Source organism: Agromyces sp. NPDC058104, from assembly GCF_042884835.1.
Lineage (GTDB): Bacteria > Actinomycetota > Actinomycetes > Actinomycetales > Microbacteriaceae > Agromyces.
In genome coordinates this window covers 34,530-57,099 of the sequence record NZ_JBHVTD010000003.1, presented here as the reverse complement: position 1 = coordinate 57,099, position 22,570 = coordinate 34,530, and the positions used below count along the sequence as shown (strand labels likewise).

25 protein-coding genes are annotated in these 22,570 nt (G+C 71.6%); 9 read left to right on the top strand and 16 right to left on the bottom strand.

From position 1 onward, the window contains the following. Positions 1 to 119 precede the first annotated feature (119 nt). From ACFVTH_RS14055 to ACFVTH_RS14045, 3 genes are all read right to left on the bottom strand, one after another. On the bottom strand, positions 120 to 1,490 hold the full coding sequence (locus tag ACFVTH_RS14055) for a class II 3-deoxy-7-phosphoheptulonate synthase (RefSeq protein ID WP_386941605.1): 1,371 nt from the start codon (positions 1,488 to 1,490) through the stop codon (positions 120 to 122). Between the two features lie 80 nt (positions 1,491 to 1,570). Further along, a complete protein-coding gene (locus ACFVTH_RS14050) occupies positions 1,571 to 2,260 on the bottom strand; it encodes a lysophospholipid acyltransferase family protein (RefSeq protein ID WP_387092046.1) in 690 nt (229 codons plus the stop codon). A 49-nt stretch (positions 2,261 to 2,309) separates the two neighbouring features. Then, positions 2,310 to 3,260, bottom strand: coding sequence for an ROK family glucokinase (locus ACFVTH_RS14045; protein ID WP_387092043.1), 951 nt, complete (start codon positions 3,258 to 3,260; stop codon positions 2,310 to 2,312). A gap of 154 nt (positions 3,261 to 3,414) precedes the next feature. On the opposite strand from ACFVTH_RS14045, the gene ACFVTH_RS14040 reads away from it, so the two are divergent. Continuing rightward, positions 3,415 to 5,247 carry an AMP-dependent synthetase/ligase gene (locus ACFVTH_RS14040; RefSeq protein WP_387092041.1) on the top strand — a complete coding sequence of 611 codons (1,833 nt, stop codon included), beginning with the start codon at positions 3,415 to 3,417 and terminating at the stop codon, positions 5,245 to 5,247. Between the two features lie 99 nt (positions 5,248 to 5,346). Here the strand turns inward: ACFVTH_RS14040 and def are convergent, their stop codons facing one another. Genes def through ACFVTH_RS14025 form a run of 3 tightly spaced genes read right to left on the bottom strand, consistent with a single transcriptional unit; the run spans position 5,347 to position 10,700 of the window. After that, entirely contained in the window at positions 5,347 to 5,838 is a 492-nt protein-coding gene (def, locus tag ACFVTH_RS14035) for a peptide deformylase (RefSeq protein ID WP_387092038.1), read from the bottom strand. A 10-nt stretch (positions 5,839 to 5,848) separates the two neighbouring features. Beyond that, complete coding sequence (locus ACFVTH_RS14030; protein WP_387092035.1) at positions 5,849 to 7,258, bottom strand: MinD/ParA family protein; 1,410 nt, start codon at positions 7,256 to 7,258, stop codon at positions 5,849 to 5,851. A gap of 37 nt (positions 7,259 to 7,295) precedes the next feature. After that, the gene (locus tag ACFVTH_RS14025) at positions 7,296 to 10,700 is read right to left on the bottom strand and encodes a pyruvate carboxylase (protein WP_387092032.1); all 3,405 of its coding nucleotides are present in this window, start codon (positions 10,698 to 10,700) and stop codon (positions 7,296 to 7,298) included. A gap of 74 nt (positions 10,701 to 10,774) precedes the next feature. Here ACFVTH_RS14025 and ACFVTH_RS14020 point away from each other — a divergent pair, with 74 nt between their 5' ends. Continuing rightward, positions 10,775 to 11,608 (top strand): ParA family protein, encoded by an 834-nt coding sequence (locus ACFVTH_RS14020; RefSeq protein ID WP_386902045.1) that lies wholly within the window; start codon positions 10,775 to 10,777, stop codon positions 11,606 to 11,608. A gap of 106 nt (positions 11,609 to 11,714) precedes the next feature. Here ACFVTH_RS14020 and ACFVTH_RS14015 read toward each other — a convergent pair whose 3' ends face one another. From ACFVTH_RS14015 to ACFVTH_RS13995, 5 genes are all read right to left on the bottom strand, one after another. After that, on the bottom strand, positions 11,715 to 12,260 hold the full coding sequence (locus tag ACFVTH_RS14015) for a MerR family transcriptional regulator (RefSeq protein ID WP_157424316.1): 546 nt from the start codon (positions 12,258 to 12,260) through the stop codon (positions 11,715 to 11,717). A gap of 109 nt (positions 12,261 to 12,369) precedes the next feature. Next, positions 12,370 to 13,062, bottom strand: coding sequence for a MerR family transcriptional regulator (locus ACFVTH_RS14010; RefSeq protein ID WP_387092029.1), 693 nt, complete (start codon positions 13,060 to 13,062; stop codon positions 12,370 to 12,372). Then, complete coding sequence (locus ACFVTH_RS14005) at positions 13,062 to 13,577, bottom strand: FHA domain-containing protein (protein ID WP_387092027.1); 516 nt, start codon at positions 13,575 to 13,577, stop codon at positions 13,062 to 13,064. The genes ACFVTH_RS14010 and ACFVTH_RS14005 overlap by 1 nt, the downstream gene beginning before the upstream one ends. A gap of 2 nt (positions 13,578 to 13,579) precedes the next feature. Further along, a complete protein-coding gene (locus ACFVTH_RS14000) occupies positions 13,580 to 14,203 on the bottom strand; it encodes a CDP-alcohol phosphatidyltransferase family protein (protein WP_387092025.1) in 624 nt (207 codons plus the stop codon). A 10-nt stretch (positions 14,204 to 14,213) separates the two neighbouring features. Further along, a complete protein-coding gene (locus ACFVTH_RS13995; protein ID WP_387092023.1) occupies positions 14,214 to 14,690 on the bottom strand; it encodes an NUDIX domain-containing protein in 477 nt (158 codons plus the stop codon). A gap of 55 nt (positions 14,691 to 14,745) precedes the next feature. Here ACFVTH_RS13995 and ACFVTH_RS13990 point away from each other — a divergent pair, with 55 nt between their 5' ends. Together ACFVTH_RS13990 and ACFVTH_RS13985 are read left to right on the top strand one after the other, a co-directional pair. Continuing rightward, positions 14,746 to 15,117 (top strand): RNA-binding S4 domain-containing protein, encoded by a 372-nt coding sequence (locus ACFVTH_RS13990; protein ID WP_387092021.1) that lies wholly within the window; start codon positions 14,746 to 14,748, stop codon positions 15,115 to 15,117. Between the two features lie 68 nt (positions 15,118 to 15,185). Next, positions 15,186 to 15,479, top strand: coding sequence for a GNAT family N-acetyltransferase (locus ACFVTH_RS13985; protein ID WP_387092018.1), 294 nt, complete (start codon positions 15,186 to 15,188; stop codon positions 15,477 to 15,479). 87 nt (positions 15,480 to 15,566) lie between these two features. Here ACFVTH_RS13985 and ACFVTH_RS13980 read toward each other — a convergent pair whose 3' ends face one another. Next, positions 15,567 to 16,403, bottom strand: a complete 837-nt coding sequence (locus ACFVTH_RS13980) for a hypothetical protein (protein WP_387092015.1) — start codon at positions 16,401 to 16,403, stop codon at positions 15,567 to 15,569. Between the two features lie 169 nt (positions 16,404 to 16,572). On the opposite strand from ACFVTH_RS13980, the gene ACFVTH_RS13975 reads away from it, so the two are divergent. Both ACFVTH_RS13975 and ACFVTH_RS13970 read left to right on the top strand, forming a co-directional pair. Continuing rightward, the gene (locus ACFVTH_RS13975) at positions 16,573 to 16,989 is read left to right on the top strand and encodes a YchJ family protein (RefSeq protein WP_387092013.1); all 417 of its coding nucleotides are present in this window, start codon (positions 16,573 to 16,575) and stop codon (positions 16,987 to 16,989) included. A gap of 130 nt (positions 16,990 to 17,119) precedes the next feature. Continuing rightward, entirely contained in the window at positions 17,120 to 17,824 is a 705-nt protein-coding gene (locus tag ACFVTH_RS13970; RefSeq protein WP_387092010.1) for a GTP pyrophosphokinase family protein, read from the top strand. Between the two features lie 45 nt (positions 17,825 to 17,869). Here ACFVTH_RS13970 and ACFVTH_RS13965 read toward each other — a convergent pair whose 3' ends face one another. Continuing rightward, positions 17,870 to 18,541: an ArsR/SmtB family transcription factor gene (locus ACFVTH_RS13965; protein ID WP_387092007.1), complete on the bottom strand. Its 672-nt coding sequence runs from the start codon at positions 18,539 to 18,541 to the stop codon at positions 17,870 to 17,872. A 64-nt stretch (positions 18,542 to 18,605) separates the two neighbouring features. Between ACFVTH_RS13965 and ACFVTH_RS13960 the strand changes: the two genes are divergently transcribed. Together ACFVTH_RS13960 and ACFVTH_RS13955 are read left to right on the top strand one after the other, a co-directional pair. Continuing rightward, a complete protein-coding gene (locus ACFVTH_RS13960; RefSeq protein WP_387092005.1) occupies positions 18,606 to 19,445 on the top strand; it encodes a hypothetical protein in 840 nt (279 codons plus the stop codon). Continuing rightward, entirely contained in the window at positions 19,439 to 20,269 is an 831-nt protein-coding gene (locus tag ACFVTH_RS13955; protein WP_387092003.1) for an isocitrate lyase/phosphoenolpyruvate mutase family protein, read from the top strand. Before ACFVTH_RS13960 ends, ACFVTH_RS13955 begins: the two co-directional genes overlap by 7 nt. Here ACFVTH_RS13955 and ligD read toward each other — a convergent pair. From ligD to ACFVTH_RS13940, 3 genes are all read right to left on the bottom strand, one after another. After that, positions 20,258 to 21,295: a non-homologous end-joining DNA ligase gene (ligD, locus tag ACFVTH_RS13950; RefSeq protein ID WP_387091999.1), complete on the bottom strand. Its 1,038-nt coding sequence runs from the start codon at positions 21,293 to 21,295 to the stop codon at positions 20,258 to 20,260. The genes ACFVTH_RS13955 and ligD overlap by 12 nt on opposite strands. A gap of 69 nt (positions 21,296 to 21,364) precedes the next feature. Next, complete coding sequence (locus ACFVTH_RS13945) at positions 21,365 to 21,643, bottom strand: DUF2277 domain-containing protein (protein WP_386941586.1); 279 nt, start codon at positions 21,641 to 21,643, stop codon at positions 21,365 to 21,367. Positions 21,644 to 21,676: 33 nt separating this feature from the next. Continuing rightward, a complete protein-coding gene (locus tag ACFVTH_RS13940; RefSeq protein WP_387091996.1) occupies positions 21,677 to 21,961 on the bottom strand; it encodes a nitroreductase family deazaflavin-dependent oxidoreductase in 285 nt (94 codons plus the stop codon). A gap of 364 nt (positions 21,962 to 22,325) precedes the next feature. On the opposite strand from ACFVTH_RS13940, the gene ACFVTH_RS13935 reads away from it, so the two are divergent. Continuing rightward, the gene (locus ACFVTH_RS13935; RefSeq protein WP_387091992.1) at positions 22,326 to 22,541 is read left to right on the top strand and encodes a hypothetical protein; all 216 of its coding nucleotides are present in this window, start codon (positions 22,326 to 22,328) and stop codon (positions 22,539 to 22,541) included. Positions 22,542 to 22,570: the final 29 nt, after the last annotated feature.

The window sequence follows — 22,570 nt, the reverse complement described above, 5'->3', positions numbered from 1 at the left end:
CGTGCCGGCCGGCGTTCCGGCCCGCCCCGTCGTCGGCGTGCGCCCCGGGAGCACGAGTTCGGCGCGGGGCATCCCCCGAGAATGAAGATGCCCCGCGCCGAACTCGCTGATCGTGCGGGCTATCGCGCCGCGAGCTCCTCGGCCACGAGGAACGCGAGCTCGAGCGACTGCATGTGGTTCAGGCGGGGGTCGCACAGCGACTCGTAGCGCGTCGCGAGGGTCGCCTCGTCGATCTGCTCGGAGCCGCCGAGGCACTCGGTGACGTCGTCGCCGGTGAGCTCGACGTGGATGCCGCCCGGGTGCGTGCCGGCCGCGCGGTGCGCCTCGAAGAAGCCCTTGACCTCGTCGACGACGTCGTCGAAACGACGGGTTTTGTAGCCGGTGGGCGTCGTGATGCCGTTGCCGTGCATCGGGTCGGTCACCCACAGCGGGTTCGCGTCGCTCTGCTTGACCGCCTCGAGCAGCGGCGGCAGCGCCTCGCGGATCTTGCCGGCGCCCATGCGCGTGATGAAGGTGAGACGGCCCGGCTCGCGCTCGGGATCGAGCTTCTCGATGAGCTCGAGCATCGTCTCGGGGCTCGTCGTCGGGCCGAGCTTCACCCCGATCGGGTTGCGGACGCGCGAGAGGAAGTCGACGTGCGCGCCGTCGAGCTCGCGCGTGCGCTCACCGATCCAGATGAAGTGGCCGCTCGTCACGTACGGGGTGCCGGTGCGCGAGTCGATGCGCGTCATCGGCCGCTCGTAGTCCATCAGCAGGCCCTCGTGGCCGGTGTAGAACTCGGTGTGCTTGAGCGCCTCGAAGTCGGCGCCGCAGGCATCCATGAACTTCACTGCGCGGTCGATCTCGCGCGCCATCGACTCGTAGCGGGAGTTCGCGGGGTTCTTCGCGAAGCCCTGGTTCCACGAGTGCACCTGGCGCAGGTCGGCGAAGCCGCCCTGGGTGAAGGCGCGGATGAGGTTCAGCGTCGACGCGGCCGTGTGGTAGCCGCGGATCAGGCGACCGGGATCGGCGGCGCGCGACTCGGGCGTGAAGTCGTACCCGTTGACGATGTCGCCGCGGTAGGCGGGCAGCGTCACGTCGCCACGGGTCTCGTGGTCGCTCGAGCGCGGCTTCGCGAACTGGCCCGCCATGCGGCCCATCTTCACGACCGGCATCGAGGCGCCGTACGTGAGCACCACGGCCATCTGCAGGACCGTCTTCACCCGGTTGCGGATCTGGTCGGCGGTCGCACCGGCGAAGGTCTCGGCGCAGTCGCCGCCCTGGAGGAGGAAGGCCTCACCGCGCGAGGCGGCCGCGAGTCGCTCGCGCATCGTGTCGACCTCGCCCGCGAAGACGAGCGGCGGCAGCGTGGCCAGTTCGGCCGAGGCCGCGCGCGCCGCCTCGGCATCGGGCCAGGTGGGCTGCTGCTTGATCGGCAGCTCGCGCCAATAGTCGAGGCCCGCGATCACGGAAGGATCTGCGTTCACGAAGGGCTCGACAAGCTGTACCACGGGTGTGTCCTGAGGGGTGAGGGGCGCTGGTGCGCCGTGATGCGGAACGGCGACGCAGTTCGCGCCGCCGCGCCTCGAGCCTACCGCGATTGGGAGGCCCGCTGCTCCTTCACGGAACTCGCGTACACGTCGACGTATTCCTGGCCGCTCAACGCCCGGAGACGGTAGACGAGCTCGTCCGTCACAGAACGCAACACGAAGCGATCGCCCTCGAGCCCCTCGAAGCGGGAGAAGTCGATCGGCTGGCCGACGATGATCCCGATGCGGCGCACCTTCGGCAGCCGCTTGCCGATGGGCATGACGTGCTCGGTGCCGATCATCGCCACGGGGATCACGGGGACGCCCGACTCGAGGACCATGCGCGCGACACCGGTGCGCCCGCGATAGAGCTTGCCGTCGGGGCTGCGGGTGCCCTCGGGGTAGATGCCGAGGATGCTGCCCTCGGCGAGGACGCGGAGACCGGTGTTGAGGGATGCCTCGGAGGCCTTGCCGCCGGAGCGGTCGATCGGCAGCTGACCGGCGGCCTGGAAGAACACGCGGGTCGCCCAGCCCTTGAGCCCCTTGCCGGTGAAGTAGTCGCTCTTCGCGAGGAAGACCACCGGGCGGTCGACGACGAGCGGCAGGAAGATCGAGTCGATGAAGGAGAGGTGGTTCGACGCCAGCACCACGGCGCCCTCCTTGGGCACGTTCTCGAGCCCGACGACCCACGGCCTGAAGATCGAGAGGAGGATCGGCCCGATCACGAGGTTCTTCATGATCCAGTAGAACACCGCGCGGCTCCCTTCTCGTGGCGCATCGATCAGCCTACCGCCGGCCCGCTCAGGCGTGCTCGGCGACCCACACGCGGGCGAGATCGGCCGCACCGACGACGCCGGCGTCGTTCTGGAGCTCGGCGACGACGAAATCGGGCTCGGGGTGGTAACCGCGCGCCGGGAGGTGCTCGAGATACGACTCGCGGATGGGGTCGAGCAGCAGGTCGCCGGCGATCGCGACGCCCCCGCCGAACACGAAACGCTGCGGGTCGAGCACCGCCGAGAGGCTCGCCGCGGCCTCGCCCAGCCAGTGTCCGAGCTGGCGCAGCGCCGCGACGGCGCCGGGGTCGCCCTCGGCGATGAGTCCGCCGACGATCGCCCCGTCGAGCTCGCCGTGCTCGGCGCGTGCACGGGCGAGCGCCTGCCCGATGCCGCCGGCGTCGGCGATCTCGCCGGCCATGCGCAGGAGCGCCCGCCCCGAGCCGTACTGCTCGATGCACCCGCGCTGACCGCAGCCGCACGCGAGCCCGTCGGGCACGACGCGGAGGTGACCGAGCTCGGCGCCCGCGCCGAACCCGCCGCGGAACAGCCGGTCGTTCGCGACGATCGCACCGCCGACGCCCGTGCCGATCGTGAGCATGACCATGTCGCTGACGAGACGCCCCGCGCCGAACCGGAATTCGGCCCAGCCCGCCGCATTGGCGTCGTTGTCGACCACGACGGTGCCGCCGACGCGCGCCTCGAGCTTCTCGCGCAACGGCTCGTTGCGCCAGTCGATGTTCGGCGCGTAGTAGAGCGTCGACTGCGCGGCGTCGACGAAGCCGGCCGCGGCGACGCCGACGGCGCCGATCTCCTCGCCGGCGCGGAGGCCCTCGATCATCTCGACGACGGCGGTCTCGAGGCTCGCGGCGTCGCCGGCGGGCGTCGGAACGCGGTCGCTGCGGACGATGCCGCCGAGCTCGTCGACGACCGCTCCGGCGATCTTCGTCCCCCCGATGTCGATTCCGATCGCGTGCACGCGGACGCCGCCTTTCTGGGACAAAGAGGTACGAGGCTGATTCGTGCCGGGACCGTGGCCACGCGAGCAACGACTAGAGTGTAATCGACCCCAATGCCGAGGTCGCGCAGGTACCCGAGCCGGGCGCGATCCTCCCGGTGCCGAAGGAGCTACCGTGACCGAATTCTCCACGCCCGCCGTGGTCTCACCAGACCCCACGGCGAACACCACCGACCTGCTCGTCGACCGGCTCGCCGCGACGCCCGACTCGGTGCTGTTCTCAGTGCCCACCGCCGACGGCGGCTGGTCGCCGGTGACGACGCGCGAGTTCTACGATCAGGTCATCGCGCTCGCGAAGGGGCTCGTCGCCGCCGGCATCCAGCCGGGCGACAAGATCGGCCTCATGTGCAAGACGCGCTACGAGTGGACGCTCATCGACTTCGCCACCTGGTTCGCCGGTGCCGTCCTGGTGCCCGTCTACGAGACGAGCTCCCCCGCGCAGGTGCGCTGGAACCTCAGCGACTCGGGCGCCATCGCGATCATCGTCGAGACCGCCGACCACTTCGCGCGCTTCGACGAGGTGCACCCCGACCTCCCCGGCATCCGCAACACCTGGCAGATCGATCTCGGCGACCTCGAGAAGCTCGCTGCCGGCGGCACCGAGGTGCCCGACGACGAGATCGAGCGTCGTCGCAAGCTCGCCGACGGCGACGACATCGCGACGCTCATCTACACCTCGGGCTCGACCGGCAAGCCCAAGGGCTGCGTGCTCACCCACTCGAACTTCGTCGAGCTCTCGCGCAACTCGGCCGTGGCCCTCGACGAGGTCGTGCTCGACCCGAACGGCGCCTCGACGCTCCTCTTCATCACGCTCGCGCACGTCTTCGCCCGGTTCATCGCCGTGCTCTGCGTGCACGCGGGCGTGCGTGTCGGCCACCAGCCCGACACGAAGCAGCTCCTCCCCTCGCTCGGCAGCTTCAAGCCGACCTTCCTCCTCGCCGTCCCGCGCGTCTTCGAGAAGGTCTACAACGTCTCCGAGCAGAAGGCCGAGGCCGGCGGCAAGGGCAAGATCTTCCGCGCCGCGGCCGACACCGCCGTCGCGTACTCGATCGCCCTCGAGCAGGGCAAGGTGCCGCTCGGCCTGAAGCTCAAGTTCAAGCTGTTCGACGCGCTCGTCTTCTCGAAGCTCCGCGAGGCGATGGGCGGCAACGTCAAGTACGCCGTGTCGGGCTCCGCACCGCTCGGGCCGCGCCTCGGACACTTCTACCACGCGCTCGGCATCACGATCCTCGAGGGCTACGGTCTCACCGAGACGACCGCACCGGCGAGCGTCAACCTGCCGTCGAAGTCGAAGATCGGCACCGTCGGCCCCGCGCTGCCCGGCAACGCGATCCGCCTCGGAGACGACGGCGAGATCCAGGTCAAGGGCGTCGCCGTGTTCAAGGAGTACTGGAAGAACCCCGAGGCGACGGCCGACACCTTCGACGGCGAGTGGTTCAAGACCGGCGACATCGGCTCGTTCGACGCCGACGGGTTCCTCACGATCACCGGCCGCAAGAAGGAGATCATCGTCACCGCCGGCGGCAAGAACGTCGCCCCGGCCGCCCTCGAGGATCCGATCCGCGCGAACCCGCTCGTCGGGCAGGTCGTCGTGGTCGGCGACCAGAAGCCGTTCATCTCGGCGCTCGTCACGCTCGACTCCGAGATGCTGCCGGTCTGGCTGAACAACAACGGCGAGGACGCCGGCATGACGCTCGAGGAGGCCTCCACGAACGCGGCGGTGCTCGCCGAGGTGCAGCGCGCGGTCGACGCGGCGAACGAGAACGTCTCGCGTGCCGAGTCGATCCGCAAGTTCACCATCCTCACGAGCGAACTCACCGAGGAGAGCGGGCACCTCACGCCCAAGCTCAGCATCAAGCGCAACATCATCCTGCAGGACTTCGCCCCCCTCATCGAGGCGATGTACTCGGGTGCGCCGGCGACCGAGGGCCACTCGATCGTCAGCTGACGCCGCTGCGACGACGAAGCGCCCCACGGGAATCCCGTGGGGCGCTTTCTCGTTCGCCGATCCGCTCGCGACGCCGCCGCCGGCGGGCGACCGCGCTCGTCAGAACCAGTCGGACTCGCGGATCTCCTTCATCGCCGAGCGACGCTCGTCGTTCTCGAGACGGTCGAGGTAGAGCAGGCCGTCGAGGTGGTCGGTCTCGTGCTGCAGCGCCTGCGCCATGAGCCCCGTGCCCGAGACCTCGATCTCGTTGCCGTCGAGGTCGATGCCGCGCACGCGCGCGAACGGATAGCGCGGCGTCTTCCGCCACAGTCCCGGCACCGACAGGCAGCCCTCGTCGATGGCCTCCTTCTCGCCCGACACCTCGACGAGCTCGGGGTTCAGCACGTACCCGACCTCGCCGTCGATGTTGTAGCTGAAGGCGCGGACGTTCACGCCGATCTGCGATGCGGCGACCCCGGCGCGACCCGGCAGCCGAACACTGTCGAGCAGGTCGGCGACGAGCGCGCGCACGCGATCATCGACCTGTTCGACGGGGGCTGAGACGGTCTTCAAGACGGGGTCGCCGAACAGGCGAATGGGACGCTCTGGCAATGTTCTCCGATCAGTGCCCGCGCTCGGCGGGCAGTCCTTCCACCACGAGGGCGGCGAGTTCGCGGGCCGCGTGCTGGGTCACCGGGCGCAGCTCGTGCCAGTTGACCACGGAACCGGCCGCGAGTTGGGGGTCGTAGGGGATGCGCACGATCTCGCGGACGCGCGACTGGAAGTGCGCCTCGATCTCGTCGACCTTCACGAGGTGCGTTCCCTGCGTCGCGAGGTTGATCGCGACGACCGCGTTGCGGACGAGCTCGCCGTAGCCGTTCGCCTCGAGCCAGGTGAGCGTCTCCGAGGCCAGTCGGGCCTCGTCGACGCTGCCGCCCGAGACGATCACGATCGAGTCGGCGCGCTGCAGCGTCGCACGCATCACGGAGTGGACGATGCCCGTGCCGCAGTCGGTCAGCACGAGCGAGTAGTACCGCGCCGCGAGCCCGGCGACGACGTTGTAGTCGTTGTCGTCGAACGCCTCGGAGAGCGTCGGATCGGTGTCGGAGGCCAGGATGTCGAGTCGCGTCTCGTCGCGCGACACGAATCGGGAGAAGTCGGTGTAGCCGCCGATCGACGACGCCTTGGCGACCACGTCGCGCACCGTCTCGCGAGTCTGGCGGTCGACCCGTTCGGCGAGCGTGCCGCGATCCGGGTTCGCGTCGATCGCGATGACGCGGTCGTCGCGGGCGTCGGCCAGGGCCATGCCGAGCAGTGCGGTGATCGTCGTCTTGCCGACGCCGCCCTTGCGGGTGAGCACGGGAACGAACCTCGCGCCGCCCTCGAACCGCTTCTGGATGCGCTGGTTCATCGCCTTGTGGGCGCGGGCCTTCGCCGAGTCGCCGAGGTTCACGAGATGCAGGGATGCCTCGTAGAGGAACCGGTTGAACCCGCCCTGGGGAGCGGGCCGCGTCGTGCGGTTGAGGTCGATCAGCCGATCGGCCGTCAGCGACTCGGGCGCCTCGGGCACCTCGGCCGGCAGCGCGACGTCATGGCCGTCGTCGGAGGCGAGCGCGACCTGGGACGCGCCGCCCGGCGACGCCGCATCGACCCGATCGACCTCGCGGGCCGCCTTCGTCGCATCCGCGGCGAGGAGCGCGCTGTAGGGCGACGCCTCGCGGCGGGCCGCGCTGCGGTAGGAGCTGCTGGGCAGGCCCCCGGCGAGGACGTCGACCGAGCGGGTGCTCGTGTCGCCACCGCCGCTGATCGCTCCGGGGTTCACCGAGACATCGTCGATCGCGACGGCCACCTCGTCTTCGGGAACCTCTCGCACCGGTGCGGGCGGGAGGTCGACCCGGAGGTCGAGGTCGGGCGTGGGCACCGCGGCGTGGGCGCCGGTCGAGGTCGACGGGCCGACCCGGTCGACCGGACCCGTGCGGACCCCGACTCCGCGCCGCGTCACCGGGCCCGTTTCATGCGTCTCTTCAGCCACCGAATCCCCTCCTCATCAGTGCCCATCCACGCCAAGCCTAGCGCGGACGCACGACGACGAGCAGATCACCCGCCTCCACCTGCTGGGTCTTCGGGATGGCGACGCGCTCCACGACGCCCGCGACGGGCGAGGTGATCGCGGCCTCCATCTTCATCGCCTCGATCGAGGCGACGCTCTGTCCGGCTGCGATCTCGGTGCCCGCTTCGACCTGCAGCGTGACCACGCCCGAGAAGGGCGCGGCGATCTGTCCGGGCTGCGAGGCATCCGCCTTCTCTGCTGCTCGAGTGTCGACCGTGATGCTGCGGTCGCGCACGAAGACCGGGCGGAGCTGGCCGTTGAGGATCGTCATCACGGTGCGCATGCCCTTGTCGTCGGCCTCGCCGATCGCCTCGAGGCCCGCGTAGAGCTTGACGCCCTTCGCGATCTCGACGACGTGCTCGGCCCCGGGGCGCAGACCATAGAGGTAATCGGCGGTGTCGACGACCGAGAGGTCGCCGAAGAGCTCGCGGATCTGCTCGAACTGGCGGGTCGGCGCCGGGAAGAGCAGAGCGTTGAGCGTCGCACGGCGGGTCGCGCTGTCGGCCTCGAGCGCGGCGCGCTGCTCGGTCGTGAGCTCGGTGACCCCGATGCGCACATCCTTGCCGGCGAGCACCTTCGTTCGGAAGGGCTCGGGCCAGCCGCCCGGCAGGTCGCCGAGCTCGCCGGCCATGAAGCCGATCACCGAGTCGGGCACGTCGTACTTCTCGGGGTTCGCGGCGAAGTCGGCCGGATCGGCCTTGACGGCCGCGAGGTGCAGCGCCAGGTCGCCGACGACCTTCGACGAGGGCGTGACCTTCGGCACTCGGCCGAGGATCGAGTCGGCGGCGGCGTACATGTCCTCGATGAGCTCGAAGTCGTCGGCGAGGCCGAGGGCGATCGCCTGCTGGCGCAGGTTCGAGAGCTGGCCGCCCGGGATCTCGTGGTGGTAGACGCGCCCGGTGGGACCCGGCAGCCCGGACTCGAACGGCTTGTAGAGACGACGCACCGCCTCCCAGTAGGGCTCGAGGTCGCTGACCGCGTCGAGCGAGATGCCGGTGTCGCGCTCGGTGTGCGCGAGCGCGGCCACGAGCGAGGAGGCCGAGGGCTGGCTCGTCGTGCCCGCCATCGGGGCGCTCGCGACGTCGACGGCGTCGACGCCGGCGGCGCTCGCGGCGAGCAGCGTCGCGAGCTGGCCGCCCGCGGTGTCGTGGGTGTGCAGGTGCACGGGGACGTCGAAGCGCTCGCGCAGGGCGCCCACGAGCTTCGCCGCCGCGGCCGGACGGAGCAGGCCCGCCATGTCCTTGATCGCGAGGACGTGCGCACCCGCGCCGACGATCTGGTCGGCGAGGCGCAGGTAGTAGTCGAGCGTGTAGAGGTCTTCGGCGGGGTCGAGCAGGTCGCCGGTGTAGCAGAGCGCGACCTCGGCGACGCTGTGACCCGTCGCGAGGACGGAGTCGATCGCCGGGCGCATCTGCGAGACGTCGTTCAGCGCGTCGAAGATGCGGAAGATGTCGACGCCCGTCGCCGCGGCCTCGCGCACGAACGCGTCGGTCACCTCGGTCGGGTACGGCGTGTAGCCGACCGTGTTGCGCCCGCGGAGGAGCATCTGGATGTTCACGTTCGGCAGCGCCTCGCGCAGTGCCGCGAGGCGGTCCCACGGGTCCTCGCCGAGGAAGCGCAGCGCGACGTCGTACGTGGCTCCGCCCCACGCCTCGACCGAGAGGAGTTCGGGCGTCAGCCTGGCGACGTACGGCGCGACGGCGACCAGGTCCTTCGTGCGCACACGGGTCGCGAGCAGCGACTGGTGGGCGTCCCGGAAGGTCGTCTCGGTCACCGCGAGCGGCGTCTGGGCGCGCAGCGCCGCGGCGAAGCCGGCGGGCCCGAGTTCGAGGAGGCGCTGCCGCGAGCCGTCGGGAGCGGGCGTCGCGAGGTCGAGCGGGGGCAGCTTCTCGACCGGGCTGACGCTGATCGGCGCCGGGCCGTTCGGCTGGTTCACGGTGACGTCGGCGAGCCAGTTGAGGATCTTCGTGCCGCGGTCCTTCGAGACGCGGCCGCGCAGCAGCTGCGGCCGCTCGTCGATGAACGAGGTGCTGAGGTCGCCCGCGACGAACGCCGGGTCCTCCAGGACGGCCTGCAGGAACGGGATGTTCGTCGAGACGCCGCGGATGCGGAACTCGGCGAGGGCGCGCTTGGCGCGCGCGACGGCGGCGACGTGGTCGCGGCCGCGGCAGGTCAGCTTCGCGAGCATCGAGTCGAAGTGGGGGCTGATCTGCGCACCCGGGTTGATCGTTCCGCCGTCGAGTCGGATGCCGGCGCCGCCAGGCGAGCGGTACGTCGTGATCTTGCCCGTGTCGGGGCGGAAGCCCGCCGTCGGGTCCTCGGTGGTGATGCGGCACTGGAGGGCCGCGCCGCGCAGGCGGATCTGATCCTGCTCGAGGCCGAGCTCGGCGAGCGAGGCACCGGCGGCGATGCGCATCTGCGCGACGACGAGGTCGACGTCGGTCACCTCTTCGGTGACGGTGTGCTCGACCTGGATGCGCGGGTTCATCTCGATGAAGACGTGCTGGCCGGCCCGGTCGCCCGCGGTGTCGAGCAGGAACTCGACGGTGCCCGCGTTGACGTAGCCGATCGAGCGCGCGAATGCGATGGCGTCGCGGTAGAGCGACTGGCGGATCTCGTCGGAGAGGTTCGGCGCCGGCGCGATCTCGATGACCTTCTGGTGGCGGCGCTGCACCGAGCAGTCGCGCTCGAAGAGGTGGACGGTCTCGCCGTTCGAGTCGGCGAGCACCTGCACCTCGATGTGACGCGGGCGCAGCACGGCCTGCTCGAGGAACATCGTCGGGTCGCCGAAGGCGCTGTCGGCCTCGCGCATCGCCTCTTCGAGCGCAGCACGCAGCTCGGGTGCGGCGTCGACGCGGCGCATGCCGCGACCGCCGCCGCCCGCGACGGCCTTCGCGAAGATCGGGAACCCGATCTCGTCGGCCTGGGCGAGGAGCGCCTCGATGTCGCGCGAGGGCGGGGTCGACTTCAGGACGGGGACGCCGGCCGCGATCGCGTGCTCCTTCGCCGTCACCTTGTTGCCGGCCATCTCGAGCACGTGCTTGGGAGGGCCGATGAACGCGATGCCCGCCTCGGCCGCCGCCTGCGCGAGCTCGGGGTTCTCGGAGAGGAACCCGTAGCCCGGGTAGATCGCGTCGGCGCCCGACTCCTTCGCCACGCGGATGATCTCCGACACGTCGAGGTAGGCGCGCACCGGGTGGCCCGGTTCGCCGATCTGGTACGCCTCATCGGCCTTCAGGCGGTGCAGGGAGTTGCGGTCTTCGAACGGGTAGACCGCGACCGTCTTCGCACCGAGCTCGACTGCGGCACGGAACGCACGGATGGCGATCTCACCGCGATTGGCAACCAGGATCTTCGTGAACATGCAAGCCTTTCCGAACGGAATCCGCACAGCGAACGTTTAGGTATCGCCCGAGCACTAAAGGTAACGTATCGGTCGTGCACGTTCTCTCCGTCAGCTCCCTGAAAGGCGGCGTAGGCAAGACCACCGTCACGCTCGGACTCGCGTCGGCGGCCTTCGCCCGCGGCGTCCGGACCCTGGTCGTCGACCTCGATCCGCAGTCCGATGTCTCCACCGGCATGGACATCCAGGTGGCGGGCCACCTCAACGTCGCCGACGTGCTCGCCTCGCCGAAGGAGAAGATCGTGCGCTCGGCGATCGCCCCGAGCGGGTGGTCGCGGCAGAACCCGCAGTCGACCATCGACGTCATGATCGGCAGCCCCTCGGCCATCAACTTCGACGGGCCGCACCCGTCGATCCGCGACATCTGGAAGCTCGAGGAGGCGCTCGCCAACGTCGAGGCCGACTACGAGCTCGTGCTCATCGACTGCGCCCCCTCGCTCAACGCCCTCACCCGCACCGCGTGGGCCGCGAGCGACCGCGTGGCCGTCGTCACCGAGCCCGGCCTGTTCTCGGTGGCCGCGGCCGACCGGGCGCTGCGCGCCATCGAAGAGATCCGCCGCGGCCTCTCCCCCAGGCTCCAGCCACTCGGCATCATCGTGAACCGCGCACGCGTGCAGTCGCTCGAGCACCAGTTCCGCATCAAGGAGCTGCGCGACATGTTCGGCCCGCTGGTGCTCTCGCCCCAGCTGCCCGAGCGCACCTCGCTGCAGCAGGCGCAGGGCGCCGCGAAGCCGCTCCACATGTGGCCCGGCGAGAGCGCCGAGGAGATGTCGGCGAACTTCGACCAGCTGCTCGACCGGGTGCTCCGCACGGCGCGCATCGGCGACTACGCCGGGCTGCCCGCCGAGATCGAGTCGCACGCGATCTGAGCATCAGGCTGCCGTTCCGCGGCAGCCGGAATCGGCGTCGGAACGGGCCGGAGGATCGGCCGTCGAATGTGACGCCGTGTGACGATCGAGCCGGGCCGGAGGCCGGTCAGGAGATCTTGCGCGACTTCGCGCCGCGACGTGCGGCCAGCTCGTCCATCGGGTCGGCCGGCTGCGTGTCGAGCTCGACCAGCGTCGACTCGACCTCGCGCAGCACCTTGCCGACGGCGATGCCGAAGACGCCCTGGCCTCGGTTCACGAGGTCGATGACCTCGTCGTCGGACGTGCAGAGGTAGACGCTCGCTCCGTCGCTCATGAGGGTGGTCTGGGCGAGGTCCTCCACGCCGGCCTCACGGAGCTGGGTCACCGCCGTGCGGATCTGCTGGAGCGAGATGCCGGTGTCGAGCAGCCGCTTGACGAGCTTCAGGACGAGGATGTCGCGGAAGCCGTAGAGCCGCTGCGAACCCGAGCCCGCTGCGCCGCGGACGGTGGGCTCGACGAGCTGGGTTCGCGCCCAGTAGTCGAGCTGGCGGTAGCTGATGCCGGCCGCGCGCGCGGCGACCGCGCCGCGGTAGCCGGTGCCGTCGTCGTGCTCGGGCATCCCGTCGGTGAACAGCAGGCCGAGGTCGTAACGCGAGCGCACGGTCTCACTCATCGAATCGCCCCTCTTCTGCTCCGTCACCCCGACGACGCGAGTTCCACGCTACCGACGCCGAGGGCGTCCGCCAAACATATCGGGCCGATCGGCACGGCGTGTCGCGCGATCAGCGACCGAGCCGGTCGAGCGTCGCGCGGACGACGCTCGAGTGCACCGCCGCGAGGTGACCGGCGAGTTCGCGCCCGCGCTCGGCGGCTCGGGCCTTGTCGGCGGCGTCGGCGCGCCGCGACGGCGCGATCGCGCGCTCGACGAGCGCCGCCTCGCGCTCGGCTGCGGCGCGGAGTCCGCGCAGGTGCCGGGGTTCGATGCCCACTGCGCGCAGCGCCACGAGCGACCTCAGCACGCCGAGCGCCTCGTCGCCGTAATGGTCGGCTGCGGGCAGCAGGGAAGCGGAGACCGCGTCGTCGAGCAGGCTCGCCGTCGCCCCCGCCTCGGCGACGAGCTCGGCGCGCCCGTACCGCTTCGCAGCACCGAGGAAGGCACTCGCCCTCGTGGCCCCGGGCAGCGCCGGCGTCTCGCCCGCGTCGATCGCCTCGAGGTGGGTGCGGATCACCTTGAGCGGGAGGTAGTGGTCGCGCTGCATCGAGAGCACGACCGTGATGCGCTCGACGTCGGCGGGCGAGAACTTGCGGTACCCCGCCGCCGTGCGTGCCGGGGCCACGAGCCGCTGCTCTTCGAGGAACCGCAGCTTCGACGGCGTCAGCTCGGGGAACTCGGGCTGAAGTCTGGCGAGGACCTGACCGATGCCGAGAAGTGGTGTCTGGCCGCTCGCGCGCGACGACGCAGCGGTGCTCGCCACTAGTCGCTCGCCACCGGAGCCAGGTCGCGTCGTGAGGCGTAGAAGGTGAGCCGGAACTTGCCGATCTGCACCTCGGCGCCGTCGGACAGGAGCGCCGTCTCGATGCGGACCCCGTCGAAGTAGGTGCCGTTGAGCGAGCTCAGGTCCTTGACCTCGAACGCGGTGCGATGACGCACGAACTCGGCGTGCTTGCGCGACACGGTGACGTCGTCGAGGAAGATCTCGGCGTCGGGGTGCCGCCCGACGACCGTGACGTCGGTGTCGAGGAGGAACCGGGCGCCCGTGTTCGGCCCGCGGCGGACGATCAGCAGGGCGGAACCCGAGGGCAACGCGGCGATCGCCTCGTGCTCCTCGGCCGTGATGTCGGCGTCGATCGCGCCGAGCTGCGCAGCCGCCTCGCGGCTGAACCCGATGGTCGCGTCGCCGACGCCGTCGACGACCGGTTGCGACGACGTGTGCGCCTCTTCGGGCACCTCGCTCGCCCCGTCGGCCTGAGTGTTGTCGGAATCAACCACGGCTAACCTCCCTCTTCAAGCGTATCGGATCGCGCGTCGCCTGCCACCCGCGGCATACGAATCACCCGGGCCGTCTCGATGGCGTAGATGACGCCCGCCCACCAGTAGAGGAACGCGCCCCACAGCGTGATCGCCCAGCCCACCGGCTCGCTCACCGGGGCGACGGCCGGGAACGCGAGCCCCAGCATGATCACGGGCAGCCCGAAGAAGAGCGCGAAGGTGGCGACCTTGCCGAGCTGGTGCACCGGAAGCGGGCCGAACCCGTGGTTCGCGAGCACGACGCCGAGCGCCAGAAGGTACACGTCGCGCGCGACGATGACCACGACGATCCACCACGGGACGAGCTGCTGGGCGGCGAGCCCGACGAGTGCGGCGAAGATGTAGAGCCGATCCGCCGCGGGGTCGAGGAGCTGCCCGAGTCGCGTGATCTGGTCGAGCCGCCTCGCGAGGTAGCCGTCGAGCAGGTCGGTGAGGCTCGCCACGATGAGCACGCCGAGCGCGGACACGTAGTCGCCCGCGACGATGAGCACGAGGAAGACGGGCACGAGCGCCAGCCGGAGCATGCTGAGGATGTTCGGAATCGTCCAGATCTCCGAACCGCCGCCCCCAGCGCGCTCCCCAGCCACGCTCCCGATCCTATCCGTCGGTCGGGATGCCTCGCGGTCGCAGCCGCTCGGCCAGTCGGGGCCAGGACTCGGCGAATCTCGGGTGCAGCGGCATCCGCTCGACCTCGCCGACGGGCACCCAGCGCAGTTCGATGCTCTCGGGGTCGCTCACCACGGGCTCGAATCGGACGAGCGCGTCGGCGACGACCGTCGTGTACGACCAGTAGCCGAGGTCGAGCACGCTCGTGAAGCGCACTGCGAGCGACTCGGGCGGCACGCCCGCCTCCTCGCCCGCCTCCCGCACGGCCGCGTCGACCGCCGACTCCCCCTCGTGCCGCGCGCCGCCCGGGAGGCCCCAGGTGCCGCCGAAGTGGCTCCACACGGCGCGATGCTGCAGCAGAACCTCTGCGGCCGGGCTGATGGCGAGCAGCCCCGCCGCACCGAATCGACCCCAGTACCGCTCCCCGCCGGGGCCTTCGACCCAGGCGTCACCGTTCGCACCGACCATGACTCCAGCATGACGCACACGACGGCGTCGGCCCGCACGGTCGTAGGCTTGCCGCATGGACGAGCAGGCCCCGGTGCGGATCGACGCATGGCTGTGGGCGGTCCGGCGCTTCAAGACCCGGTCCGCCGCGACTGCGGCATGCCGCGCCGGGCATGTGCGCGTCAACGGCGAGCGCGTGAAGGCGGCGCAACCGGTACGACCCGGCGACGAGGTCCGCGTGCGCATCTCGGGGTTCGACCAGCAACTGGTGGTGCGGCGAACGATCGCCAAGCGCGTCTCGGCGACGCTGGCCGCCGAGGCCGCGGAGGACCGGACCCCGGCCCCGCCCCCGCGCGAGGAGGTCGCCGCGGTCGTCGTGCGCGATCGCGGCGCAGGCCGGCCCACCAAGCGCGAGCGGCGTGACATCGAGCGTCTGCGCGGTCGGTGAGACGTCGGTCGAACGCCGAGGCCGTGAACCGCGGCGACCGGTCCGCCCGTCGGGCGTAGCCTGAGGTCGTGCAGCAGGAACTCAGCCACGAACCCGACGCCCGACGCTACGTGCTCCGCATCGACGGCACGATCGCGAGCGTGCTCGACTACCGCGTGCTCGGCGACGCCGTCGCCTTCACCCGCACGTTCACGAACCCGAGCTACCGCGGCGGCGGGCTCGCGGCCGAGGTCGTGCGGTTCGCGGTCGACGACGTCGAGGCGAACTCCGATCGGCACATCGTGCCCAGCTGCTGGTACGTCGGCGAGTGGTTCGACCGCCACCCGGATCGGCGGGCGCTGCTCGACCCGCGGCTCGAGTGAGCCCGCGCCACGAGCTGCAGCCCGCCCGAAGACGACGCGAGCCCGACGCTCGGGCGTCGGGCTCGCGGAGGAGACGGGTTCGGCGGCTCAGTACCAGTTGACCGACTGGGAGTGGCCCCACGCGCCGCACGGGCTGCCGTAGCCCCGCGCGATGTAGTCGAGGCCCCACTCGATCTGGGTCGCGGCATTGGTCTGCCAGTCGGCACCGGCGGTCGCCATCTTGCTGCCGGGCAGGGACTGCGGGATGCCGGTCGCGCCGCTCGACGCGTTGTAGGCGGTGTACGACCAGCCCGACTCCTTCTGCCACAGCTGCACGAGGCACTGGAACTCTCCCTCACCCCAGCCGTACTTGCTCGCGGCCATCTCGCGTGCGGTGGCCTTCGCGCCGTCGGGCGTGTTGGCACGGGCGAGGGCCTCGGCGGCCTCCTTCGCCTTCACGGCCTGGATGCGGTCGTACTCGGCGGCCGCGGCGGTGGCCTTCGCGGCTTCCGCGCGGGTCTGCTTGGCGAGGTCGACGATCTCGTCGACGCCGAGCAGCTCGTAGTCGCCGAGCGAGGCCACCGAGGCGGCGAGGCCGGCGGTGTCGGCCTTGCCGTCGACGGCGGCGAGCGTCGCGTTGGCCGCGGAGATGGTGTCCTCCGCGTTGGCACGGGTGCGCGCCTCGGCGATCGCGCTGTAGGCGCCGAGCTGCTCGGAGTGCACTCCGCTGCCCTCGGTGAGGGCCGTCGTCGCGTCGATGCTCGCCTGCGTCGCGACGGCGGACTGGACGGTGAATCCGGTGCCGACGATCAGGGCGATGCCGGTGACGGCGCCGGCGGCGAGGAGCCGGCGGCGGGAGACGCGGCGACGACGGTTCGCACGGCGGGCGTGCTCGGTGAGTTCGGTGGCGGTGGTCTCTGAAGTGGGGGGAGTCTGGTTTCGCATAAGGGTCTGAAGCTGCTCGGCATCTGGCTTTCGGTCTTGGGGGACGGCCCCGAGCACGGCACAAGTCAGCCACTCTGCCTGCCGAATCTGAACAGATCCTCATTTCCACCTGTGCGCTTCATGGGTGGAACGCGGCGAGCGCGCCGCCGGCGAGCGCGATACTGGGTGGATGCCTGAGGCGCCTCCCGCTCGTTTCCCCTCCCCCGATCCGGGCGACCGCTGCCCCTGCCTCAGCGGCCTGACCTTCGGCGAATGCTGCCGTCGTCACCTGTCGGGCGAGTCGCCGGCCCCGACGGCGGTGCAACTGATGCGCTCGCGGTACACCGCCTTCGTCACGGGCGACGCCGAGTACCTGCTCGCCACGTGGCATCCGTCGACGCGACCGTCGGAGCTCGACCTCGACCCGTCGATCCGCTGGCTCCGACTCGACGTCGTGCGCACCGAGCGCGGCGGGCCGCTCGATGGCGACGGCATCGTCGAGTTCGCGGCGTTCTACCGCCACGACGGCGAGCGCGGCGAGCAGCACGAGGTGAGCCGCTTCGACCGGGGCACGGGCGGCTGGAGGTACGTCGACGCCGTGGGCTGATCGGCAGCCGGCTCCGCTCGGGGCGAACGCGGCCGCGAATCAAAGCGAACGCAGAGATTCGCCGCCTACGGTGAGGCATGTGACTCCGCTCGACGGCACTCGTCCCACGAGGCATCCCGACACCCCCACCATGCTGACCGCTCGCGCGCAGCGCACGCTCGAGACGATCGACGGCCAGACACTGGACGAGATGCGCGCACTCCGCGATGAGACCGAGCGCTTCATGCTGCGCTACAAGTTCGGCATGGACGAGGTGATCACGAAGCTCTCCATCCTGCGCGAGGAGTTCAACCAGACGCACGACTACAACCCGATCGAGCACATCTCGAGCCGGCTCAAGAGCCTCGACAGCGTGATCGAGAAGATGGCCAGGAAGGGCGTCGAGCCGAGCTTCGACACGATCCGGGAGACGGTGACCGACATCGCCGGGGTGCGGGTGACCTGCAGCTTCGTCTCGGACGCGTACCGCATCTTCGAGCTGCTCACCGCGCAGCGCGACATCCGCGTGCTGAAGGTGAAGGACTACATCAAGGAGCCGAAGCCGAACGGCTACCAGAGCCTCCACGTGATCGTCGAGGTGCCGGTGTTCCTCTCGACGGGGCCGCACCCCGTCGCGGTCGAGGTGCAGATCCGCACGATCGCGATGGATTTCTGGGCGAGCCTCGAGCACAAGATCTACTACAAGTACCACCGTCAGGTGCCGCAGGAGCTCCTCGACGGGCTCACGGACGCGGCGCACACCGCGGCCGAGCTCGATGCCCGCATGGAGCGGCTGCACCGCGAGGTGCACGGTGCGCCGCGACCACCGCGCGTCCAGCGAGACATCGAGGCCTGACCCGACGCCGGTCCCGCGTCCGGCCGGCCGGGGCGGAGTGCCCCCTCAGCCGCCGAGCGCCGCGCGCAGCTCGTCGCCGACGCGGAGCGATCGATCGCCGGGCACTCGCGCGACCCATCCCTCGCCGAGCAGCACGGCCAGCACATGCGCCCCGAGGGCGCCGGCGAGATGGGGTCGCCGTTCGGTCCAGTCGAGACAGCCGCGCACGGCGGGGCGACGGCCGGGCGTCGGCGCCTCGTGGAGGCGCAACCGCCGGGCGAGCGGGCCGTCGGTCGAGAGGATCGCACCGGGCGCGCCGGCCTCGAGCGGTGCGATCGTCCGTTCCGCGACGAGACGGTCGGCGAGTTCGAGCGCGTATCGGCCGGCCAGGTGGTCGTAGCACGATCGCGCCTCGGCGAGCCGCCTGGCCGTCGCGGACTGGGCGTACGAGGTGACCGGCGGACGCGGACCGAGCCGCTGCAGCGATTCGACCGCATCGGCGACCTCGGGCCCGGCGAGCTCGAAGTAGCGGTGCCGCCCGAGCGGCCTCGCCCGGAGCAGTCCGCCCTCGACGAGCCGCGCGAGATGGGCGCTCGCCGTCGCCGCGGACACTCGCGCGATCGCCGCGAGCTCGCCCGCCGGCAGGGTGCGGCCGTCGAGGAGCGCCACGAGCATCGCCGCGCGGGCCGGTTCGCCCATCAACCGGGCCGGGGTCGAGATGTCGGCGTCACCGTCCATGCCTTCACGATACGACGAGGATGCTTCGACGCCCGACGAAGCATCGGCGACGTAGCGTCGGAGCATGTCCGTCATCCACGATCGATCAGACGTCGCCCGGATCCTCGACGACCCCGCCTGGCTCGTGCCCGAGGCCGTGCCCGGCGCCTCCCCCTTCCGACGCCTCCGCGGCGGAGCGTCCCGCTTCGTCAACGGCCCGGCCCACGACGAGCGACGGGCCCGGCTCGAGTCCCGGCTCGCCGAGCTCGATCCCGCGTCGCTCGGGCGCGCGGCCGCGGCCGCGACCCGCGAGCTGCTCGCCGCGGACGTCGATCCCGCGGAGGCCGCGCGACAGGTTCCGGTCCGGGTGCTCGCCGCCGCGCTGGACGCCCCCGATCCGGTCTCCGCGCCGGTCGACGCGGCGGCACTGGCGGCGCCCTACGCGACCGGCGTCGTCGATCCGGACGCCGACGCCGTGGATCGTGCGGCGGCGCGACGGCTGGGTCCCGACGCGGCCGGGCATCGCCGCGCGAGCGCCGTCCTCGACGCCCAGCTGCTGGTGCAGGCCCACGCCGCGACGGGCGGACTCGTCGTCGAGGTGCTGCGCCGGGCAGCCGGCTCGCCGGGCGTACCGACCCGGCAGCTGATCGAGACGGTGCTCCGCGATGCGCCGCCCGTGAGGTCGACCCGCCGTGTCGCTCCGGCCGCCGGGAGTGCCCGGGCCACCGAGCCCGCCGACGCCGCCGATCGCCTCGCCGATCGCCTCGTCGAGCTCCGACTCGACGGTCCTGACCGGGAGGCGACCGGCGGCGCTCCGCCGCGCGCGCTCGCATTCGGCGCCGGCCCGCGCCGGTGTCCGGCGTCGGGCCACGCCATCGCGATCGCCGCCGCCGTCGTCGACGTGCTCCGGGAGTCCGCGTGCTGACCGCGGCCCGATTCCGCGCCATGCACCGTGCCGGCGATCCGCTGCTCCTGCCGAACGCGTGGGACGCGGCCTCGGCGCGCTGGCTCGTCGAGCAGGGGGCCGAGGTCGTCGGCACGACGAGCCTCGGCGTCGCGGTCGCCGCGGGCATGGCGGACGGGACCGGCGCAGCACGTGTTCCGACGGTCGCGCTCGCTCGCCGCCTCACCGCGGCGGGGATCACCGTCACGGTCGACCTCGAGTCGGGCTTCTCCGACGATCCGGTCGCGGTCGGCGAGCTCGCGGCCGAGCTCGCCCGCGATGGGGTCGTCGGCATCAACCTCGAAGACTCGGCCACCGACGGCCGCCTCGTCGATGCCGCGGCCTTCGCCGCGAAGCTGGCCGCGGTCGCCGCAGCCGCGCCCGAGCTGTACCTCAACGCGCGCACCGACGCATTCTGGGCGGATCCTCCCCCGGCCGACGACCCTCACGCGATCGCCGCGCGGACGACGGTGTCGCTCGAGCGGGCACGACGGTACCTCGATGCGGGCGCATCCGGCGTGTTCGTGCCGGGCGCACTCGACGACCGCACCGTCGCGGCCCTCGCCGGAGGCATCCCCGCCCCGCTCAACGTGCTCGCGCGACCCGGCCGTGCCGTCCGCGAGCTCGGTGAGCTCGGCGTCGCCCGGGTGAGCACCGGATCGCTGCTCTTCCGCGCCGCGCTCGGCGCCGCCGCCACCGTGCTCGACGAGGTCCGTCGCGGCACCCCGCCGGGGACGACGGCGCTCGAGATCCCGGGCTACGCAGCGGCCGCCGCCCTCGGCGACGGCCCGTCGTCATCGGGCTGAGTCGCCGTCGGCCTTCTTCGCCCGACTCGGCTGCACGCGCGTCGGCTCCCCCGGCATCTTGGGGAAGTCGGGCGGGAACGGCAGCTCGCCGAATCCGTCGTCGAGGTCGCGCCGCCACCACTCGAGCAGCACGTCGATGCGACCGGGGCGGTCGTGCATGCCCGCCCACGGGTCGCCGCGTTCGGCGAGCCGGGCGGGCACGGTGCGGATCGTGTGCTCGGCCGGATCGGTGCGCTCGAGCTCGCTCCACTCGAGCGGGCAGGAGACGGTCGCCCCGGGCGTCGGGCGCGGGCTGTAGGCACCGGCCATCGTGCGATCGCGGTTCGCCTGGTTGTAGTCGATGAAGATGCGGTCGCCGCGCTCCTCCTTCCACCAGTTCGTCGTCACCGCGGCGGGCAGACGGCGTTCGAGCTCGCGGCCGAGGGCGATCACCGCGTGGCGGACGTCGAGGAACTCGTGCTCGGGATCGATCGGTGCGAAGACGTGGATGCCCCGGCTGCCCGAGCTCTTGACGAAGCCGGTGAGGCCCACCTCCCCGAGCAGCTCCCGCAGTTCGAGCGCCACGGGGACGGCCTCGGCGAACCCGGTACCCGGCTGCGGGTCGAGGTCGATCCGGAGCTCGTCGGGGAGGTCGGAGCGATCAGCGCGCGACGCCCAGGGATGGAAGACGATCGTGTTCATCTGCGCGGCCCAGACGGCCGCAGCGGGCTCGTCGAGCACGAGCTGGGGATGGGTGCGCCCGCTCGGGTAGGTGACCGGCACCGACCGCACCCACTCGGGAGCCCCCTTCGGCGGGTTCTTCGAGAAGAACTGCTCGCCGTCGACGCCGCCGGGGAATCGCTGCAACGACACGGGCCGGTCGCCGTTCGCCTCGATGAACGCCGCCCCGACGGCGACGAGGTACTCGGCGAGTTCGCGCTTGGTGACGCCCGCTTCGGGCCAGATCACGCGCGTCGGACTCGAGAGTCGCACCGCCCGCGCGCCGTGCGGTCCTGGAACAGTGAGCTCGATCGCGTCGCCGGCCATGGCTGCGACGCTACTCCGTCGACGCCGCCGGCGCAGCAGGCACGCGCCGCGCCCGGACGTGCACGGCGCTCAGGCCGGAACGCGCTGGTATCTGACCGCGGCCCTCGCCCGCGCCTTGGCCGCTTCGACCTCGCGGTCCTTGGGCGGCGCGTTCGTGACGAGTTCGTCGAGCAGGTGCTGCGTGATGTGCGCGATCTCGGCGACCGCCCGGTCGAAGGCCTCGGCGTTCGCCTTCGACGGCTTCGTCGAGCCGCTCACCTTGCGCACGAACTGCAGCGCGGCGGCATGCACCTCGTCATCGGTTGCGGCCGGCTCGAAATTGTGGAGGGTGTGGATGTTCCTGCACATGCCCCGAGCCTACGCCTGGATCTCGAGGCGCGCTCAGCTTCGAGGTTCGGGCACGGGCTGCAGGAGGAACAGCCGCACGACCCGCCCGGACTCGCGTTCGTAGGCTCGATAGCCGGGCCACTGCGCCTCGATGCGCGCCCAGGCGGCGTCTCGGCCCTCGTCGTCGATGAGGCTCGCCCGAACGCGCATCGGGCGCCCGCGCACCGTGATCGACGCGTCGGGGTGGGCGAGCAGGTTGTACGTCCATGCTGGGTGCCGATCGCGCGCGAAGCTCGTGCCGGCCACGATCGCCCGGCCCGCGCCGTCGGGGGTGTACATGAGTGCGCTCGCGCGGTTCGCCGGACTTCGCCCCCGTGGTGTGCAGCACGAGCGAAGGCACCAGCAGGGCGCTGAGCTGCACCCGTCCGCCGCTCAGCGCGGCGATCGCCCGCTCGATCGGCGGCAGCAGTCGCGGGGCCGCCCAGCGGAAGGCCCTCGTGCGGGTCAGCGGCGAGACGATCGAGCGGACGAGGTGCAGGACGGTCGGCATGCGCCCCATTCTGCCCGGGCGCCCGCGCGGGCGTCGAGACGTCGACGCGGGCGGCGCCGGCCGCTGCGGTCAACCCCCTTGCCGATCGCGTCGACCGGCCTAGCGTGGGATCAGGGCCGCCGCACGGCGGCCGGACGAGAGAACGGAGAGGCCATGTCGGATCCGATCCTCCCGGGCGAAGCCGCCGAGGGCGAGTACACCGATTCCGAGCTGCCGCTCGACGCGGAGCTGCCGAAGCGTGCCGACGACGAGCGCGCGACGGACGACGAGGTCGAACGCGACGTCGACGAGGCGGACGACGACGAGGTGGAGGTCGAGATCGTGTCGCCCGATGCGATCGTGCCCCCGGGGCGGCAGATCCCGCTCTGAGCCCCGCCGGACGCGGTGCGAGCACCCGA

Bases quoted from the DNA above. Each gene is read 5' to 3' on its own strand.
- ACFVTH_RS14025 (WP_387092032.1), bottom strand. From the start codon at position 10,700: ATGTTCACGAAGATCCTGGTTGCCAATCGCGGTGAGATCGCCATCCGT.
- ACFVTH_RS13990 (WP_387092021.1), top strand. From the start codon at position 14,746: ATGGACGAGCAGGCCCCGGTGCGGATCGACGCATGGCTGTGGGCGGTC.
- ACFVTH_RS13980 (WP_387092015.1), bottom strand. From the start codon at position 16,403: ATGCGAAACCAGACTCCCCCCACTTCAGAGACCACCGCCACCGAACTC.
- ACFVTH_RS13995 (WP_387092023.1), bottom strand. From the start codon at position 14,690: ATGGTCGGTGCGAACGGTGACGCCTGGGTCGAAGGCCCCGGCGGGGAG.
- ACFVTH_RS13935 (WP_387091992.1), top strand. From the start codon at position 22,326: ATGTCGGATCCGATCCTCCCGGGCGAAGCCGCCGAGGGCGAGTACACC.
- ACFVTH_RS13970 (WP_387092010.1), top strand. From the start codon at position 17,120: ATGCTGACCGCTCGCGCGCAGCGCACGCTCGAGACGATCGACGGCCAG.
- ACFVTH_RS13940 (WP_387091996.1), bottom strand. From the start codon at position 21,961: ATGTACACCCCCGACGGCGCGGGCCGGGCGATCGTGGCCGGCACGAGC.
- ACFVTH_RS13965 (WP_387092007.1), bottom strand. From the start codon at position 18,541: ATGGACGGTGACGCCGACATCTCGACCCCGGCCCGGTTGATGGGCGAA.
- ACFVTH_RS14015 (WP_157424316.1), bottom strand. From the start codon at position 12,260: ATGAGTGAGACCGTGCGCTCGCGTTACGACCTCGGCCTGCTGTTCACC.
- ACFVTH_RS13945 (WP_386941586.1), bottom strand. From the start codon at position 21,643: ATGTGCAGGAACATCCACACCCTCCACAATTTCGAGCCGGCCGCAACC.
- ligD (WP_387091999.1), bottom strand. From the start codon at position 21,295: ATGGCCGGCGACGCGATCGAGCTCACTGTTCCAGGACCGCACGGCGCG.
- ACFVTH_RS13975 (WP_387092013.1), top strand. From the start codon at position 16,573: ATGCCTGAGGCGCCTCCCGCTCGTTTCCCCTCCCCCGATCCGGGCGAC.
- ACFVTH_RS13960 (WP_387092005.1), top strand. From the start codon at position 18,606: ATGTCCGTCATCCACGATCGATCAGACGTCGCCCGGATCCTCGACGAC.